General features: G+C 72.6%; 13 protein-coding genes. 4 read left to right on the top strand and 9 right to left on the bottom strand.

Features of this window, described 5'->3' with window-relative positions:
• Positions 1–123: 123 nt before the first annotated feature.
• Entirely contained in the window at positions 124–933 is an 810-nt protein-coding gene (locus tag BSB02_RS23875; RefSeq protein WP_084962040.1) for a crotonase/enoyl-CoA hydratase family protein, read from the top strand.
• A 45-nt stretch (positions 934–978) separates the two neighbouring features.
• On the opposite strand, the gene BSB02_RS23880 is transcribed toward BSB02_RS23875, so the two are convergent.
• The gene (locus BSB02_RS23880; protein ID WP_084962042.1) at positions 979–2,082 is read right to left on the bottom strand and encodes an NAD(P)H-dependent flavin oxidoreductase; all 1,104 of its coding nucleotides are present in this window, start codon (positions 2,080–2,082) and stop codon (positions 979–981) included.
• A gap of 143 nt (positions 2,083–2,225) precedes the next feature.
• Positions 2,226–3,146, bottom strand: coding sequence for a cell envelope lipid trafficking protein PgfA (gene pgfA / locus BSB02_RS23885; RefSeq protein WP_084962044.1), 921 nt, complete (start codon positions 3,144–3,146; stop codon positions 2,226–2,228).
• 128 nt (positions 3,147–3,274) lie between these two features.
• Here pgfA and BSB02_RS23890 point away from each other — a divergent pair, with 128 nt between their 5' ends.
• Positions 3,275–3,982 (top strand): class I SAM-dependent methyltransferase, encoded by a 708-nt coding sequence (locus BSB02_RS23890; protein WP_084962046.1) that lies wholly within the window; start codon positions 3,275–3,277, stop codon positions 3,980–3,982.
• Positions 3,983–3,987: 5 nt separating this feature from the next.
• On the top strand, positions 3,988–5,124 hold the full coding sequence (locus BSB02_RS23895; RefSeq protein ID WP_158088712.1) for an acyltransferase family protein: 1,137 nt from the start codon (positions 3,988–3,990) through the stop codon (positions 5,122–5,124).
• Here the strand turns inward: BSB02_RS23895 and BSB02_RS23900 are convergent.
• The 5 genes from BSB02_RS23900 to BSB02_RS23915 form a co-directional block, all read right to left on the bottom strand.
• Positions 5,024–9,115 carry an alpha-(1->3)-arabinofuranosyltransferase domain-containing protein gene (locus BSB02_RS23900; RefSeq protein WP_084962050.1) on the bottom strand — a complete coding sequence of 1,364 codons (4,092 nt, stop codon included), beginning with the start codon at positions 9,113–9,115 and terminating at the stop codon, positions 5,024–5,026. The genes BSB02_RS23895 and BSB02_RS23900 overlap by 101 nt on opposite strands.
• Positions 9,108–10,214 carry a glycosyltransferase family 4 protein gene (locus BSB02_RS23905; RefSeq protein WP_240506613.1) on the bottom strand — a complete coding sequence of 369 codons (1,107 nt, stop codon included), beginning with the start codon at positions 10,212–10,214 and terminating at the stop codon, positions 9,108–9,110. The genes BSB02_RS23900 and BSB02_RS23905 overlap by 8 nt, the downstream gene beginning before the upstream one ends.
• Positions 10,211–11,026, bottom strand: coding sequence for a glycosyltransferase (locus BSB02_RS23910; RefSeq protein ID WP_084962052.1), 816 nt, complete (start codon positions 11,024–11,026; stop codon positions 10,211–10,213). The genes BSB02_RS23905 and BSB02_RS23910 overlap by 4 nt, the downstream gene beginning before the upstream one ends.
• A 10-nt stretch (positions 11,027–11,036) precedes the next feature.
• Positions 11,037–11,171 (bottom strand): hypothetical protein, encoded by a 135-nt coding sequence (locus BSB02_RS43070; protein WP_276206347.1) that lies wholly within the window; start codon positions 11,169–11,171, stop codon positions 11,037–11,039.
• Between the two features lie 141 nt (positions 11,172–11,312).
• A complete protein-coding gene (locus tag BSB02_RS23915) occupies positions 11,313–12,839 on the bottom strand; it encodes an MmpA family trehalose lipid delivery protein (RefSeq protein WP_143591057.1) in 1,527 nt (508 codons plus the stop codon).
• A gap of 92 nt (positions 12,840–12,931) precedes the next feature.
• Here BSB02_RS23915 and BSB02_RS23920 point away from each other — a divergent pair, with 92 nt between their 5' ends.
• Positions 12,932–14,809, top strand: a complete 1,878-nt coding sequence (locus BSB02_RS23920) for a hypothetical protein (RefSeq protein WP_084962054.1) — start codon at positions 12,932–12,934, stop codon at positions 14,807–14,809.
• Here the strand turns inward: BSB02_RS23920 and BSB02_RS23925 are convergent.
• Both BSB02_RS23925 and BSB02_RS23930 read right to left on the bottom strand, forming a co-directional pair.
• Positions 14,806–16,959, bottom strand: a complete 2,154-nt coding sequence (locus BSB02_RS23925) for an acyl-CoA dehydrogenase family protein (RefSeq protein WP_084962056.1) — start codon at positions 16,957–16,959, stop codon at positions 14,806–14,808. The genes BSB02_RS23920 and BSB02_RS23925 overlap by 4 nt on opposite strands.
• 46 nt (positions 16,960–17,005) lie before the next feature.
• Positions 17,006–17,641, bottom strand: a complete 636-nt coding sequence (locus tag BSB02_RS23930; protein ID WP_143591059.1) for a hypothetical protein — start codon at positions 17,639–17,641, stop codon at positions 17,006–17,008.
• Positions 17,642–17,734: the final 93 nt, after the last annotated feature.

The following is a 17,734-nucleotide window of genomic DNA, read 5'->3' on the forward strand; positions in this document are numbered from 1 at the left end:
TCCCCGGGCCGCGACAAGCTCCGTCCAGGCAAATGAGAACCTGTTCTCATTTGCCTTGGCGGCAGCGTAACCCGGCCCGGAATACCTAGCAAGCGCTTGATCCATGCGGTTAAGCTGGCCGCCATGGAGCTGCTGCCGATCAGTACCCCGCACTGCCGCATCGAGCGCGACGGGCACGTCGTGGTCGTGACCATGAACAGGCCGGAGGCGCGCAACGCCCTGTCCACCGACATGCTGGTCGGCCTGGCCTCCGCCTGGGCCTACGTGTCGCAGGAGCCGCAGGTCCGGGTGGCGATCCTGACCGGCGCCGGGGGCACGTTCTGCGCGGGCGCCGACCTGAAGGCCATGGGCCGGCCCTCCGACGACCCCGAGGTCCAGGAGCGGGCCGCCAGGATGCCGGACTTCCACTGGAACGGCCTGCTGCGCGGGATCCCGCCCACGAAGCCCGTCGTGTGCGCGGTCGAGGGGTACGCCGTCGCGGGCGGCACCGAGCTGCTGATCGGCACGGACCTGCGGGTGGTGGCGGAGTCGGCCACGCTCGGGCTGTTCGAGGCCAAGCGGGCGCTGTTCCCCATGGGCGGCGCCGCGATCCGCCTGCCGCGCCAGATCCCCTACTGCCACGCCATGGACATCCTGCTCACCGGCCGCCCGATCACCGCCGCGGAGGCGCTGTCGATGGGGCTGGTCAACCGGGTCGTGCCCGACGGCCGGGCGCTGGCCGTCGCACGCGAGATCGCCGACGACGTCGCGGCCTCCGGACCGCTGGCCGTCCAGGCGATCCTGCGCACCTACCGCGACACGCTGGGCCTGCCGGAGGCCGAGGCGCTGAAGGTCTCCGACGAGTACGGCTGGCCCGTCATCGGCTCGCAGGACGCCAGGGAGGGCGCGCTGGCGTTCAAGGAGAAGCGCCCGCCGGCCTACCACGGCCGGTGAGGGAGCGCGGCGTGCCGTGGCGGGGGCGGCACGCCGCGGCGCTCCTCACTCGCCCGTCAGCCGGCCCAGCCGCTCCATCGTCTCGGCGTACTCGGAGACCATCTCGAACACCACGTCCTTGGCCGACTTGACCTGGTTCATGGTCCCGATGATCTGCCCGGCCGGGAAGGTGGCCAGCTCGGCGGCCTCCGAGCGCCCGATGCGCCGCAGCGCGTCGGAGACGAGCATGAACTGCAGCGGCATCGGCAGCGTGCCCGGCGACCCGGGCGACTCCCAGGCGTCGGTCCACTCGTTCTTGAGCAGCCGGGCGGGCTTGCCGGTCCACGACCGCGACCGGACGGTGTCGCGCGAGGTGGCCTGCAGGATGCGCCGCCTGGCCAGCTCGGGGGTGTCGGCCTCCTCGACCGTGAGCCAGATCGACCCCGTCCACACCCCTTCGGCGCCCAGCGCCATGCCGGCCGCCATCTGCCGCCCGTCGCCGATGCCGCCGGCGGCCAGGACGGGCACGTCGACCGCGTCGACGACCTGCGGGACCAGCACCATGGTGGTGATCTCGCCGGTGTGCCCGCCGGCCTCGGTGCCCTGGGCCACGACGATGTCCACGCCGACCTCCACCTGCTTGATCGCGTGCCGCGGGGTGGAGGCGAGCGCTGCGACCTTGACGCCGTGCTCGTGGGCGAGCTTGACGACGTCGGCGGGGGGCGGCCCGAGAGCGTTGGCCAGCAGCGCGATCGGGTGCCGCAGCGCCACCTCGACCTGGGGCCGGGCGGTGACGTCCGTCCAGCCCAGCAGGACCTTGCCCGGCTCGCCGCCGCTCAGCGGGGGCACGCCGTGCCGTTCGAGCAGGTCCTCGACGAACCTGCGGTGCCCCTCGGGGATCATCGCCTGGAGCCGCCCGACCAGGTCCTCGGCGCCGAACTCGGCCCCGGCGTAGGAGGCGGGCATGACGACGTCCACGCCGTACGGCCTGCCGTCCACGTGCTCGTCGATCCACTTGAGCTCGACCTCGAGCTCCTCCGGCGTGAAGTAGAGCGCTCCCAGCACGCCCATGCCCCCGGCGCGGCTGACCGCGGCGACCACGTCGCGGCAATGGCTGAAGGCGAAGATCGGGAACTCGATACCCAACATGTCCGTGACGCGCGTCCGCATGGGCCGACAATACGTCCACGCCACGCGAAACTGCAACGTGTTCTATCTCTAGAACATTTCGTCTGTACTGGTCGGTAACATCAGGGAGAACGTGTTCTAAAACAAAAGGCCCGCCTCGCGGCGGGCCCTCTCGCGGCGACGGATCAGCCGGTACGGCGGCGCCCCAGCACCAGCCCGGCCAGCACGAGCACCACGCCCACGATCAGCAGGACCAGCGGGATGACGTTGGTGAGCAGGTTGATCTGGCTCTTGCCCTCCTGGGCGGCGTTGGCCAGGTCGGAGACGGTCTTGTCGGTCATCACGGCGGTGGCCACGAACGCCTTGGACCGCTCGACGCCGTCCTGGGTCTTGAGCACCTCGTTGCGCTGCTGCTCCTGCTTGACCGGCGAGCCCGTCACCGGCTCGATCCAGTAGGTGTTCTTGCCCTCGTACCAGCGGTCCACCTGCAGGTCGCCGGTGGCGCCCGGCACCTTGAGCACCTCGGCGGGGATGGTCAGCGTCTGGGTCTTGGTGGGCGGCACGACCTGCTCGAAGACGTAGACGTCCAGGCCGTTGACCTTCTCCTCGCGCACGAACGTGGCGTCCAGCGCCTTGCGGGCGGTGGAGTTGAACACCTTGTAGGTCTTCTTCTCCACGTTGAAGGGGAACTTGTAGATCTGCCCCTCCAGCTGCACGGGCTCCTTGCCCACGTTGACGCCGCAGCAGTTGATCCCCTCGCCGGTCACCCGGCTGAAGGCGCTGCGCCGCTCGGACAGGTCGATCAGGCGCCGGTTGTTGGTGCGGTCGTTGACCACGGTGGCCTCGTCCCACACCACCCGGTCGGCGGTCGCCTCCTTCACGTCGCCGCGCGTGGTGACGATGATGTCGAGATCCGCGGTGAGAACCTTGAGGTCCTGCCGGGAGAAGTACTGCGCCCCCTTGGCTTCGAGCCTGCTGACGCTGAACTGGTGCGGCTTCACCCCCGACGCGATGATCTTGTCTGCCGCCCAGAACTTCACGAGCGGGGCGAGCGCGATGAAGAAAGCCCCCGCTCCGATCAGAACGAGCGTGACAATTCGGCTCATCAAGGCCTCCGCGTCTAGAACATGTTGTGATGTTTCGCATCAAAGTAGGCCAGGGCATGATCGACGTCACCGGCCGGTATGGAGACGCAACCAAATTGATAGAAACAGGTTCTATCGTGGGTTTCCCTATGCAGACACGCCCCGGCCTGACACGTTCCATCCGCCTGTTCCGCGCGTTCCGCACCGAGCAGGACGACCCCGGCGGCTACTACAGCGTCCTGGCCGCGGACACCGCCGCCCAGCTGCTGTCCTACACCCCTCTCGACAAGGCCGTGGTGCTCGACGTGGGCGGCGGGCCCGGCTACTTCATCAGGGAGTTCGCGCGCCACGGCGCCCGGGGCGTGTGCGTGGACGTCAACGCGGGCGAGCTGGCCGGCGGCGGCATCCTGGGCAGCGCGCTGGAGCTGCCCTTCGCCGACGCCAGCGTCGACGTCTGCTTCTCCTCCAACGTGCTGGAGCACGTGCCGGACCCCTGGCGGATGGCCGAGGAGATGGTGCGGGTGACCAAGCCGGGCGGCGTGGTCTTCCTCGCCTACACCAACTGGCTGTCCCCCTGGGGCGGCCACGAGACCTCGCCCTGGCACTACCTGGGCGGCGAGCGGGCCGCGCGCAGATACCAGGCCAGGCACGGCAGGCCGCCGAAGAACCGCTACCGGCACTCGCTGTTCCCCGTCTCCGTCGCCGCCGGGCTGCGCTGGGCCCGGCGGGCCCGCGACGCCGAGCTGGTCGACGCGCTGCCCCGCTACCTGCCATGGTGGTGGCGCCCGGTGCTGAAGGTGCCCGTCCTCAGGGAGTTCGCCACATGGAACCTGGTCCTGGTCCTGCGCAGGAAGTGAGCCCCGTGCGAGAAGCCGGCAGGGACGCCGCCCTCGACGGGATACGCGGCCTGGCCGCGCTGGGCGTCTGCGTGCTGCACGTCGCCGGCAACACCGGCACGATGTACACCGACGGCATGGTCGCCTGGATGACCTCGCGGCTCGGCCTGGCCGTACCGATCTTCTTCCTGCTGTCCGGGCTGCTGCTCTACCGGCCGTGGGCGCGGGCCGCGCTGGAGGGCGCCGAGCCCCCGGGCACGGGCCGCTACCTGCTGCGCCGCATGCTCCGCGTGATGCCGGCCTACTGTCTGGTCACCGGCCTGGTGCTGTGGGCGTGGAGCTCGCTGGACGCGGGCGGCCGGCTGCGCTGGATGCTCATGCTGCAGAACTACGTCGAGGACGGCGAGCAGCCCGAGGGGCTCTACCAGATGTGGACCATGCCCATCGAGCTGGCCTTCTACGTGTCGCTGCCCGTGCTGGCCTGGGCGCTGGGCCGCTTCGCCCGGGGCGACGCCCGCCGCCTGCTGGCCGGCATCGCCGTCCTGCCGGTGATCTCGGTGGCCACCGTGCTGTTCAGCCACTGGTACGGCGAGCCGCGCACGGCCCTGTGGCTGCCGCACCACCTGATCTACTTCGGCGCCGGGATGGCGCTGGCGGTGCTGTCGGTCACGCTGAAGGACCGCCGCGTCGTCGACGCGCTGGCGCCGCAGGCCCTGGTCACCGCCTTCCTGCTGTTCTGCGTGCTGTCCACCGAGCTGGCCGGGCCGCGGCAGCTGGAGCTGCCCACGCTGGCGCAGTCGCTGTGGCGGATGGGGCTGGAGGCGGCCATCGCCGTGCTGGTCGTGGCGCCGTTCGCGCTGGCCGGCGACCGCACGCGGCTGCCGCACCGGCTGCTGGCCAACCCGGTCACGGCCTACTTCGGCCGCATCTCCTACAGCTTCTTCCTCTGGCACGCGGCGGTCATCGCGTTCTACTACAAGGCGACCGGCACCGCGCGCTTCGACGGCAGCTTCCTGCTGGTCTTCGCCTTCGCGTTCACCTTCACCACGCTGGCCAGCGCGGTCACCTACCACCTGGTCGAGCTGCCGGCGCTGCGGCTCGTCCGGCCCCGGCCGGGACGCGCTCGGGAACCGGAAGCGGCCGCGGCGGCGACTCCTCCGTGACCAGCGAGCCGAACAGCGCCCCCAGCGCCGCGCACGCGGCCAGCTGCGGCACCGAGTCGTAGAAGATCGTGAAGGTGGACTCGGGGACGCCGTGCTCGGCCATGAGCTGGGCGGCCGCCAGCGCGAGGGTGGCCGCCCCGAAGGCCAGGCCCGGCACCCACGGCGAGTCCAGGTGCCTGAGCCGTCCACGTCCCCACACGACGGCGGCCAGCGCGGCGGGCACGACCGCCATCCCGGCCCAGCCCGCCGCCCAGAAGCCGAAGGCCAGGCTCACGGCGATCGTGGCCGGCAGGCGCCAGCGGCCGGCCCGCGAGCTGCCCGCGGGCGCGGTCTCCAGCACGTGTTCCGGCCGCGGGCCGCGCATGACCAGGGCCAGCACCATGAGGATCGCGATGCCGACCAGGCCGGCGACGAGCGCGAAGCCGTACGCCCGGTCGGGCGAGTACTCCAGCCGCACGACGCCGTCGGTCCCGGCGGGCAGCTCCCAGCCCTGCTTCCATCCGTCGATGCGCACCGGCGGCAGCGTCACGCCGTCGAGGGTGGCCTGCCAGCCCGCGTTGAAGTTCTCGTTGACCACGAGGTAGGCCGCCTCTGGCGCGGTGACCTGCACCTCGCGGACCGACGGCGTCCAGGTGCCGCGGGCGGCCGCCGGTTCGCCCGCGCGCGGCGCCTCGGGGACCTCCCCGACGAGCAGGCTCTGCAGGGCGTAGGGGTCCCAGCCCGCCACCCTGACGCGGTTGGCGCCCTCGCGCAGGTCGGTCCCGCCGCAGGCGGTGAAGCGGACGGGGCGGCGCTCCAGCAGGTCGGTCATGGTGCCCTCGACCTTGGTGGGCACCGGGTGGCCGTTGACCTCCAGCCGCGGGCCGAGCCCGCAGCGCAGCCGCAGCGGGACGTCCTTGGGCCGGACGGCCGGGTCGACGCCCGGGATGAACAGCTCGGTGACCTGGAGCCGCCTGGAGGCCGGCAGGAAGCGGATCTGGATCTTCCTGGTGAGCATCGGCCGGAACGTCAGGCGGCCGCCCGCGTCCGCCCGGCCGCTGCGCACCTGTCCCTTGTCGCCCGTGATGACGAGGTCGAGGGGCTGCTTGTCGCCGCCGGGCCGGGCCACCTGGATCCGCGAGACCTTCAGCGGCCGCTTCCAGTCGATCGTCAGCGTGGGCTCGGCGTCCAGCGGCGCCGCGATCCAGGTGGTGGAGTCGTCGCCGTCGAAGGCCGAGCGGGGCGCGGCCACGGGCTCCTCGCCCGCCTGGGAGGAGCCGACGACCTCGGGCAGGTCGCCGCCGAAGCTGGTGTAGCGCTCGACCAGGGCCGCGTCGCGCAGCACCGCCAGGCCGGACACGTCGGCGTGGCGGGCCTCGGCGGCGATGAAGGTGCGGTCGAAGCCCGCGCCCTCCTCGTCGGGGCGGGCCAGGACGGGGTTGCAGATCCAGCGCGACTGGTTGCGCATGCAGGCGGGGCGGCCGTCCAGGCCGCGGTCCATGACGTAGGCGTCGCCCTGGGCGGCGGGCAGGTCGATGGTACGGCCGGGCAGCAGCGACGGGATCTTGATCTCCGCGATGCCCACGCGCTGGCCGAAGTCGGGCTCGCCGGCCGCGTCGAGGATCCTGACGCGCAGCCAGCTTGAGGGGCCGCGAGGCGTGGCGAGGGACTCGGCGGCGCCCGTCTTGCCGAGGTCGTGCTCGACCGTGCCCTGCTCGGTGTCGACGGCGATCCTGGTGACGGGCGGGCCCAGCATCTCGTTGGCGACGAAGCTGATCTGAATCTGCGACAGCTCCAGAGGGCCGGAGAAGTCCATCCGCAGCCACTCGGTGTCAACCGGTTCCCAGCCGCTGCTCTCCCACGCCGTGGTGAGGTCGCCGTCCAGCGCCGCCCACGGGTTGGCGGCGGGCGAGCTCACCCCGGCCAGCACCTCGGCGTCGGCGGCCGAGGTGGAGGCGGTGACGGCGGCGACGCCCTCGTAGCGGGCGGTGGCGGTGTTCTCCAGCCAGCCATCCTCCAGCAGGTCCAGCTCCCGCACGCCGGTGAAGTCGGCGCGCCGGTCGGCCGGCAGCGTCTGCGTCCAGTTGGTCCTGATCTCCCCGAAGTGGCGCTCGCGCAGCCGCAGCGCGTCGCTGACCACGGTGGGCGCCTGGCGTTGCGCGCCGTCGTCGTTGACGAGCACCGGCCGGTCGCCGAGCACGCCGAGGTCGCCCATGGACAGCAGCGAGTCGGGTCCGCCCCGCACGCGGAGGGCCGCGTCGGCGGGCGCCACGCTCACCACGTCGGTGCTGTCCTGCACCTCATACAGCTCCAGGGCGGGGAAGGGCCAGTCGACCGAGTTGACCACGTCGTCGGTGAAGCCGTCGCCCACCTCGCCGCCGAAGGACCGGACGCGCACGATGCCGGGCGACTCGCGCAGCGCCTCGTGGACACGCGCGGGCCAGGCGCCCTGCAGGGTGACGCGGAGCAGGTCGTTGCGCACCAGGAGGTAGTGGATGCCCATCCGGCGCAGCAGCCGGGTGAGCCCGGCCGAGCCGTGCCCGGCGGCCAGGCGCTGGTCGACGACGTCGAGCAGCCGGCTCAGGCCGACCGATCCGGCGGCGGTCACCTGGCGGGCGGTCCAGCGGGCGGCGAAGAGAGACTGCATGGGGTCGTCGATCGGGCGGCCCCACACGTACTCGCCGAACTTGGCTCCCGGCACGACGAGCACGCCGTCGTCCCCGGCGTTGGCGTTGATCCAGGCGGCCGCCTCCCTCCAGTACGGCGGGACGTCCTCGAAGTCGCCGGGCGCGGCCACGCCGCGGTCGAGGACGGGCAGCAGGAGCGCGGCGAAGGCCACCGCCGTCACGGCCTTGACCAGGGGCAGCCGCAGGCGCACCGAGCACAGCAGGTGGGCGAGCCCCATCGCGAGGGCGAGCCGGACGAGCGGGTCGAACTTGCGCAGGTTGCGCAGCGGCGCCAGCGGGCCGTCCAGCAGCCACCTGACCGGCTCGGCGACGATGGGCTCCAGCACGCTCATGTGGCCGGCGACCAGCGCGGCCAGGCCCACGAGGAACAGCACGGTGAGGAAGCCGCGCGAGGGCAGGTCGCGGCGGGCCAGGCCGACCAGGCCGAGGGCGGCCAGCACGCCGGTCACCACGATCATCGTCCAGCCGGTGGCGATCGTGTAGCCGACGGGCTGGACCGGTACGCCGCCGACGGCCAGGTAGCGCACCCAGTCGGAGGCCCCGCGCAGCACGTTGGTCAGCGAGGTGACCTGCGTGGTGGCCGAGGCGGTCTCGGTGTAGGGCAGGAAGGAGAAGGCGTAGCGGCCCGCGAGCAGCAGCGGCAGCGACCAGAACAGCGTCGCCACCGCCACGGCGGCCGTCCACAGGCCGAGCATGCGCCAGCGCGGCACGGGCTTGGGCCGGGTGAGGATGTACAGCACCGGCGCGACGAGCACGGCGCCCACGGCGACCGCGTTGACTCCCCCGCACAGCGCCACGGCCACGCCCGAGCGGACCGCCGCCCGGCCGCGCTGCCCGGTCTCGGCCGCGGTCAGCAGCGGCAGCAGGATCCAGGGCAGCATCGCCGCCGGCAGGAACTCGATGGAGATCTCCCCGATGATCGACAGCGCCCGGGGGGCCAGCGCGTAGGCGAGCGCGCCGACGATCCGCGTGCCGGGGGTGCCGATCTCCAGCCGCCGGGCCAGGCGCTCCACGCCGAGGAAGGCGACGCACAGCACCAGCGTGATCCACAGCCGCTGGGTGATCCACGCGGGCAGTCCGGCCAGGTGCCCGGCGGCGAAGAACGGGCCCATCGGGAACAGGTAGCCGGACACCTGGTTCTGCAGCTGGCCGAAGTGCTGGACGTCCCACAGGTGGGCGGCCCGCTCCAGGAAGCGGATCGGGTCGAGCGCGAGATCGATCTTGGTGTCGGAGATGAGGTGGCCCGGCCGAGTGGTGAAGGACAGCACGCCGAAGGCGAAGCAGCAGATCGCCAGCCACAACCGGTGCCGGTGACGCTCAGTCACGGATCAGCCTCACGAACAGTCGAGCACTGTGGTCCCAGGAGAATCGAGCCGCCCATTCCCGACATTTCATGGAATGGGAGTCATCAAGTTCGTCGAGCGCGACGTCGATCGCCTTGGCCAGGTCCCCGCCCTCCGGCACCAGCCAGCCCGTCTCGCCGTGCCGTACGGCGTCGCGCAGCCCGTCCACGTCGAAGGCCACGGTCGGCACGCCGAGCGCGGCGGCCTCCAGGACGACCAGGCCCCAGCCCTCGCCCTGGGAGGCGTTCACGTGCAGCCACGAGCGGGCGACCAGCCGTTCCTTGTCCTCGTCTGGCAGGTAGCCGTGCAGCGTGACGCCCTCCGGCAGCCGGGCGCGCAGCCGGGCCTCCTCCGGCCCGCGGCCGACGATGTCCAGCCGTACCTCCGGCCGGCGTGCCCGCAGCTCCTCGAAGGCGTCCAGCAGCAGGTCCAGCCGCTTGTGGGCGACGAGCCTGCCGACGCACACCAGCCGCGGCTCGGGGCTGCGCGGCTCCTGGACCCGGCCGGTGACCGACAGCCCGTTGGGCACCACGTGGACGGGACCGGTCCAGCGCAGCCGCTCGCGCATGGCCCGCACGGTGGACTCGGAGACCGCCACACAGGCGTGCCGCCGGTAGCTCCAGCGCGAGACGGGCCCTTCGAGGAAGCGCCCGACCGCCGCCAGCCACGGCGGCATGTGCACGCCGAACTGCCGGTCGTGCACGTGGTGCACGACCATGAGGACTTTGGTACGGCGGGGCAGCACCCACGGCGAGAAGTGGGGGATGCCGTTCTGGCAGTCGATCACCACGTCGAAGCGCCGCCCGCGCCGGGCCAGCCAGCCCAGCACGAGCGGGTAGACGGTGTAGGTGCCGCCCATGCGGGAGACGCGCACGCCGTCGACGGTCTGCGTCCTGCTCTGCCCGGGCGCCCGCGCGGTCACGTAGTCCACGCGGGCGCCCCAGGCGGCCAGCCGCGTGGCCAGCTCCCAGGCATAGGCCTCCGCACCGCCGGCGGCGGGATGCCACGGATCCCGCCAGTTCACCACGGCGATGCGCAGGTCATGCAGATCGTACAGATCGTGCGGGTCAGCGGAGGTCACAGGTATCCGACGGTCTTGAGGGGCGAGGTCTGGGCGACGGGGGACACGGCGAGCGCCTCGTGCCAGGAGCGGTCGGCGCGCAGGCGCAGCCAGATCCGGCCGAGCTCCAGGAGGATCCCGGCGCCGTGCCGGGCCACCGAGAAGCGCGAGCCGGGCATGTCGCGCCAGCGGACCGGGATCTCCAGCACCCGCGCGCCCAGGGCGGTGCACCGCGCCAGCAGCTCGACGTCGAAGGCGAACCCGGTGGTGCCCAGCCGCCTCGCGGCCGCCCTGGCCAGGGAGCCGTCGAAGAACTTGAACCCGCACTGGGTGTCGCTGACGTCGCGCACGATGGCCCTGGCCAGGGCGCGGAAGCCGACGGCCCCCAGCTCCCTGACGGCGCTGTGCCGGTTGGCCACGTCCGAGAAGACGTGGGCACGCGAGCCGACGACGACGCGCTCACCGGACAGCAGCAGGCCGACCACCACGTCCAGCGCGGCCAGGTCGGTCGCCATGTCGGCGTCGCAGAACCCGACCAGCGGAGCGGTTGTCTCCAGCAGCCCGGCGCGGACGGCGGCGCCCTTGCCGCGGATGCGGCACTCCAGCAGCCGGACCGGGACCGGACCCCGCCACTGCCGCACGATGGCGGCGGTGTTGTCGGTGCTGGCGTTGTCGACGACGATGACTGAGGTCGGGAACGGCATTCGGGCAAGCTTCGCGCACAGCTGCATCAAGCCCCCGGGGAGACGCCCTTCCTCGTTGTAGGCAGGAACGACGATCTCTAGCAGTGGTGGTCGGCTCGTCCTCTCGTCCCCTTGGCGAGAGACCGGCATGACTACCCGGCTACCGGTCGCCGTAGTTGTACAGCGGCTGGTTGACCGGAGTGCTCGTGGCTCCCGTGAGGGATACCGTGGCGACCGTCGTCACGAGGGCGGCCACGGCGACACCGATGATCGCTGCTAAGAGGATCTTGATCACGGGGGGTTCCTCCTCGAGCGGCGGCTAGGTCGGGACCGTCCCGAGACTAGAACCAATTCTCGCTACTCGGAAGTAGCTCTACAAAATCTTAATAAATCCGCTGTTCACGATGTTGGTCACGAAACTTACCCATATCACGTTCTAGGTACGGCCGAGCCGATACAACCGGATCTCCGGGGTGTCGACCAGCAGCTTTGCTCCGGTCAGCCACGCCTGCAAGGACGGTGAGCCGATCTCCGCGTCCACCACGACGTACCGGATGCCCTCGGCCGCCAGCCCCGTCCACGGTCCCCGCAGCAGCCCGCCCACGCGCCGCGCCCGGGGATCCTCGCTCGCGACGACGATCCCGCCCACCCGCACCGCGTCGTTGACCACCACCTCCCGTCCCGGCACGGCGAAGAACCGCTGCGCCGGGTCCAGCACCGCCCGCATGCCGTTCCACGGGAAGCGCCGGTAGGACTCGAACGGCAGCACCAGCACGTCGCCCGGCTCCCGGTCGGCCGCCAGCACCGCCCGCGCCGCATGCCAGCCGTCCGGGTACGGCACCGCCGCCAGCGCCCCGAAGGCCCCCCACGCGAGCGTCGGCAGGACCGCCGGCGGCACGCCCACCAGCACGGGCGCCGCCGCCCGCACCCGAGAGGCCGCCAGCCCCGCGCCCACGGCGGCCAGCAGCGCCAGCGGCGCCACGAACTGCTGGGCGTCCCGCAGGACCGCGAACCCGGCCCACAGGCCCACCAGCCACTTCAGCGCCTCCGGCGCCACGGCCCCGAGGCAGGCGATCGCGAAGCCCGCCGCCGCCGCGACCGTCAGGCCCACGCGGAAGGGCAGCTCGGCCCGCACCAGCCAGAAGGCCGCCACGCCGGTCACGACGACCGCCAGCCTGGCCACGGCCGCGACCGGCACGTCGTAGCCGACGGGGACCGCGTGGGCGTTCCAGATCCCGCCGAGCGCCAGCAGGCTCCCCACCGCGCCGAACGGGCTGTCGGCGCGCGCCGCGAACGCCTCCACGCCCGCCGGGTCGCCCACCAGCCCCTCGGGCCGCAGCATCGTGGGCACCAGCCAGGGGAGGCTGAAGGCCAGCAGCAACAGCCCGGTCCGCCACGCCCGGCGCGTGAGGAGCGCGATCGGCAGGACCGTGAGCGCCGAGATCGCCATCGCCGCGAAGCCCCCGGCCGCCGCCGGGAGGAGCGCCACGGCCGTCCGCCGGCCCGCGCAGACCGCCCTGACCGCCCACGGCAGCCCCGCGTAGCCCAGCAGCAGCGCCCACTGCCCCATGAGCAGCCGCTCGGCCACGTAGGGGTTCCAGACGTAGCAGGCCCCGGCCACCAGGCGAGGCGCGAGCCCCGCCGGCACCAGCCCCGCCGTACCGGAACAGCCCAGGACGAACACGGCCAGCAGCACGAGCTTCTGCACCAGCCAGGCCGGCAGCGCCATGGACAGCAGCGTCACGACCGCATCGCTGGGCACCGCCCGCGCCGCGCCGCCCGAAAGCCCGAAGGTGAAGCGTGTGAACGCCGGGTCCGGGACGAACACCATGTCCTGCACGAGCACGTACCCCGGGCGCAGGGCCGGGCCGAGCGCCAGCAGGCCCAGCGCGAGCCCCAGCAGCGCCGGCGCGACGTGCCGGCCGCGCAGCCGTCGCCCCAGGTCGGTGAGCACGTGACGCATTCGGATATGACATCACAACGGCACAACGCCCGTTTCACCCCGATCGTCCCGGCCACTACGCTCGGTCCAGCGACGAGGAGGGATGAGACAGCGTGGCCATCAGCACGGCGCCGAGGCAGTCGCCGCCGCGGACCTGGCGGCGCGAGGAGTCGGTGCTGGCGATCGGGCTCGTCATGATCGCCGTTCAGCTGGTGTGGCGGTACGACCTCATCCGGCGCACCTACTTCCGCCAGGACGACTTCCACTACATCGTGCGGGGCCTGGAGAACAGCCTGTCCTGGGACTTCCTCATGTGGGTCGACACCGGGCACCTGTCCCCCGGCCGGCTGGCCCTGTCCTGGGCGGCGGCCCGGGCCGGCGGGTACAACGAGGCGTTCGTCCACGCCGTGACCATCGGCCTGCAGGCCGCCGCCGGGCTGGCGCTGCTGCGGCTGCTGCGCACGATGTTCGGCGCCCGCCCGGCCATCCTCGTGCCGCTGGCCTTCTTCCTGCTCACGCCGATGATCGTCCCGGCGCTGGGGTGGTGGGTGGCGATGCTGCTGGTGCTGCCCCTGCAGGTGGCCGTGCCGATGGCGCTCCACGCCCACGTGCTGTACCTGCGCGACGGCCGCTTCCGCCACGTGCTGGCCGCGAGCGCCTGGACGCTGTTCGGGCTGGCCTTCTACGTCAAGGCGGCGCTGATCCCCTTCCTGCTGCTGGCGGTCACCGCCTTCTGGTTCACCCGCGGGCCGTGGTGGAGCGCGCTGGGCCGCCACTGGCGCGCCTGGCTGACATACGGGGCGATGCTGGCGGCCTACCTCGTGGTGTACTTCGTCCAGCTCTACGGCTCGGTGCAGCTCAACGACGGCAAGCAGACGCCGCAGCTGCCCGACCCGGGGCTCGCCGCCGAGTTCGCCTGGCTGCTGACCTCCCGGTCGCTGATCCCCTCGGCGCTGGGCGGCCCGTGGAAGTGGATGCCGGTCGGCGAGGACTACGCCATGGCGGCGCCCCCGACGGGCCTGCTGTACGCCTCCCTCGCGGTCGCGGCGGTGGTGGTGGCTGCCGGCCTCTTCTACCGGCGCCGCGCCTGGGCGGCCTGGCTGGTGGCGGCGCTCTACTTCGTCGCCGCCGACATCGTGCCCATCCTGCTCGGCAGGGTCTCGATGTCGGGCTCCCTCGCCGGGCACGAGCTGCGCTACGTCGCCGACGCCGCCGTGATCCTGGCCATCGCCCTGGCCCTGGTGCTCATCCCCCTCCCCGAGGAGGAAAGGCCCTGGCTGCGCCCGCTGCCCGACCGGGGCGTCACGGGGTTCCTGGCGGGGTCGCTGGCGGGCGCGTTCGCGCTCGGCTCGCTGTGGTCCGCCGAGGGCTACGGCGACCGCTCGCTGGGCGCCACCGCCAAGAGCTACGTGGAGACCGCCAGGGTCGCGCTGCGCAGCGTGCCCAAGGGCGCGGTGATCGTCGACCAGGACGTGCCGCCCCACATCATGCAGCCGGCGTTCTTCTACCGCTACGCCAAGGCCTCGGTCATGCTGCGGCCGGTCACGCCGCCCGGCATCAGGTGGGTCCAGCGGCTCGACGGGACGCTGCCGGGCGCGCTCATCTTCGACAAGGAAGGCCGGCTGCGGCCGGTGGACGTCGGCGGCACCGAGTCCACCACGCCCGCGCCGAACACCTGCCGGAAGCTGCCCCCGGGCCGCGAGGTGGCCTTCCCCCTGCCCGCCTCGCTCCCGCAGGGCGGCTGGACCATCCGGATCGCCTACCTCAACGGCACGCCAGGCCGGGTGTCGGTCGCCTTCGGCCAGGCCGTCAAGGAGGTCGCGGCCGACGCGGGGCTGACCGCCACCTTCACCTCCCTCGACGGCCGGGGCGACCAGGTACGGCTGCGCGCGGTCGAGGGCTCCGGCCTGTGCGTCGGCAAGGTCGTCGTCGGCCTCCCGCAACCCGCCCGGGCCGGAACCCCCATCCCGCTCCAGCCGGTCAAGCCCTAGTCCCGCGGCAGCCCCAGCAGGCGCTCGCCGATGATGTTGAGCTGCACCTCGGTGGTGCCGCCGTAGATGGTCATCGCCCGGGTGGCCAGCACGGCGCGGTTCCAGTAGCCCGCGTCGCCCAGCTTCATGTCGGCCGCGACCACCGCGGCCGGGCCGAGCAGGTTCACCGCGCACTCGGCCACGTGCTGGGCGTGCGAGGTGGACAGCAGCTTGCGCACCGAGGCGTCGGCGCCGGGCTCGGTCCCGGCCAGCTGCTTGAGCGTGACCCGCAGCGCCAGGGCGTTGATCGAGTGGCCCTCGCAGACCACCGAGGCCAGCTCCAGCCGCTCGGCCGGGGTCAGCTCGCGATCCAGCCGCGAGATGAGCCCCAGCAGGTCGGGCACCGACGAGCCGGTGCCGCCCGAGCCGGACGACAGCGACACGCGCTCGTTGGACAGCGTGTTGCGCGCCACCCGCCAGCCGTCGTTGACCTCGCCGACCACCAGCTCGTCGGGCACGAACACGTCGTCCAGGAAGACCTCGTTGAACAGGTTCTCGCCCGTCATCTCGGTCAGCGGGCGGACGGTCACGCCCGGCGCCTTCATGTCGACCAGGAAGTAGGTGATGCCGTCGTGCTTGGGCTTGCTCGGGTCGGTGCGGGCGATGCAGATGCCCCACTCGGCGACGTGCGCGACCGAGGTCCAGATCTTCTGCCCGTTGAGCTTCCAGCCGCCCTCCACGCGGGTGGCCTTCATCTGCACGTTGGCCAGGTCGGAGCCGGCGTTCGGCTCGGAGAACAGCTGGCACCACATCATCTCGCCGCTGAGCGTCTTGGGCAGGAAGCGCTGCTGCTGCTCCGGCGTGCCGTACACGGCGATCGAGGGCACCACCCACGCGCCGATGATCATCTGGGGCAGCCTGACCTTGGCGGCCCTGAGCTCCTGGTGGATGAGGACCTGCTCCAGCGGCTTGGCGTCGCGGCCCCACGGCCTGGGCAGGTGCGGCATCACGAAGCCCTGGTCGGCCAGCGCCCGCTTCTGCTCCCTGCCCTCCAGCTCGGCGATCTCGGCGATCTCGGCCCGGATCCGCTCGCGCAGCTCCTCGGCCTCCTCGGGCAGGTCGATCTCCATATCGCGGGTCACGCCCTGCAGCGCGAGCTCCGCCACGGCCTCGGACCACTCGGCGGAGGAGCCCAGCACGGCGCGGAGGGTGAGCGCGCGGCGGTAGTACAGGTGGACGTCGTGCTCGAAGGTGTAGCCGATGCCGCCGAAGGTCTGGATGGCGTCCTTGGCGCACTGCACGGCCGCGTCGGGAGCCATGACGCCCGCCACGGCGGCGGCGAACTCCAGCTCCCTGCCCTCGGCGCGGGTGGCGTCCCACACCGTGGCGCGCGCCTGCTCCAGCGCCACGAGCATGCGGGCGAGCTTGTGCTTGACGCCCTGGAACTGCCCGATCGGGCGGCCGAACTGCTCGCGCACCTTGGCGTAGTCGGCGGCGGCGCGCACGCACCACGAGGCCAGGCCCACGGCCTCGGCGCCCAGCAGGACGGCCGCCAGGTTCCGCACGTCGAGCCGCTCGACGCCCTCCAGGACCCGCTCCTCCGGTACGGCTACCGCGTCCAGCTCGGCCTTGGCGGCGCCGCGCGTCAGGTCCAGCGTCTTGATGGGCGTCACCGTGACGGCCGAGGCGTCGACCGCGACCCACTCCTCGCCCTCGCCCGTGCTGACCGGCAGGACGAGCACGTCGGCCAGGTCGCCGCCGACAATCGGCTCCGCCGTACCGGAGACGACCAGGACGCCGTCGTCGCCGCGGGCGCCGGTCAGCGAGGCGGTCAGGGCCACCGCGCCGGTGAGCGTGCCGTCGGCCAGGCCGGGCAGCAGCTCGTGCCGCTTGGAGGCGTGGATCACCGCGCCGGCCAGGACGGTCGGCACGTACGGCCCCGGCGTGACCCGCTCGGCCAGCGCCTCGACGGCCACGGCCGCCTCCAGCAGGCCGTAGCCCGAGCCGCCGGACTCCTCGGGCAGGTGCAGGCCCAGCAGCCCCTGCTCGGCCAGGCCGTTCCAGAACGCCGGGCGTCCCTCGGCCTGCTCGCGCGGCTTGACGTGCCGTTCGGCCCAGCCCGCCACTGACTCGCGAAGCGCCTCGTGCTCTTCGCTCAACCCGATCGCCATGCGCATCCTCCATTCGAACCCTAGAAGGATATTCTAGAGGATGCTTCTAAGAGGTTCGTAGCCCCTTCACGAGCGTGTTGAGGTCCCGCCAGCGCTCCCGGTGCTTGTCGGTGATCGTGGCCAGGAGCATCGCGGGCTTCTCCTTGCCCACGTCGACGACGGCGACCAGGCCGCGGGAGGAGCCTCCGGCGTACGAGACGGCGAAGCCCATGATCCAGCCCCTGGCCTGCGGCGCCGGCTGCGAGGCGATGAACTCCAGCGTGCTGCCCTGCGGATGCTGGGTGCGCAGCGCCCACGCGGCGGTCCGCCGGGCGATGTCGCGGTAGTCGGCGTCGGACCGCGGCGGCTCGACGTCGAGCGGCACCATCGCCGAGGCGATGACGGTCTGCGGCACGGCGACCTCGCCGATGCGCTGCGCGACGGAGAACGGGGCGTAGTCCCGGGCCTTCCACGGCTTGCCGAGACGCGGGTAGACCAGCCCGGTGCGCTCGTCGGCGACCCTCCCCACGACCTTGGCGGCCTTGCCGGGCTGGCGGGCCAGCGGCGTGTCGGGGATCTCCGTCGGCGTGGGCGAGTTGGGCGCGGGCCGCGGCTCCGGCTGGTCGCCGGAGAACAGCAGGAAGACGCCGACGATCGCCAGCACGGTGGCCACAGCCGCGCCCGCGAGATAGACCACGCGCATGGGCAGGTCGCCGATGCCCCGCCGCGGCGGAGGCGGCGGAGGCGGGACGGTTATGCGCCTGAAGGGTGTGGTCGGAGCCTCGTGGGACGGCTG

It is taken from the genome of Thermoactinospora rubra (assembly GCF_002093975.1).
Lineage (GTDB): Bacteria > Actinomycetota > Actinomycetes > Streptosporangiales > Streptosporangiaceae > Nonomuraea > Nonomuraea rubra_A.

Coding starts and splice junctions, on each gene's coding strand:
- BSB02_RS23875 (WP_084962040.1), top strand. CDS start 124: ATGGAGCTGCTGCCGATCAGTACCCCGCACTGCCGCATCGAGCGCGAC.
- BSB02_RS23880 (WP_084962042.1), bottom strand. CDS start 2,082: ATGCGGACGCGCGTCACGGACATGTTGGGTATCGAGTTCCCGATCTTC.
- pgfA (WP_084962044.1), bottom strand. CDS start 3,146: ATGAGCCGAATTGTCACGCTCGTTCTGATCGGAGCGGGGGCTTTCTTC.
- BSB02_RS23890 (WP_084962046.1), top strand. CDS start 3,275: ATGCAGACACGCCCCGGCCTGACACGTTCCATCCGCCTGTTCCGCGCG.
- BSB02_RS23910 (WP_084962052.1), bottom strand. CDS start 11,026: ATGCCGGTCTCTCGCCAAGGGGACGAGAGGACGAGCCGACCACCACTG.
- BSB02_RS23915 (WP_143591057.1), bottom strand. CDS start 12,839: ATGCGTCACGTGCTCACCGACCTGGGGCGACGGCTGCGCGGCCGGCAC.
- BSB02_RS23925 (WP_084962056.1), bottom strand. CDS start 16,959: ATGGCGATCGGGTTGAGCGAAGAGCACGAGGCGCTTCGCGAGTCAGTG.
- BSB02_RS23930 (WP_143591059.1), bottom strand. CDS start 17,641: ATGCGCGTGGTCTATCTCGCGGGCGCGGCTGTGGCCACCGTGCTGGCG.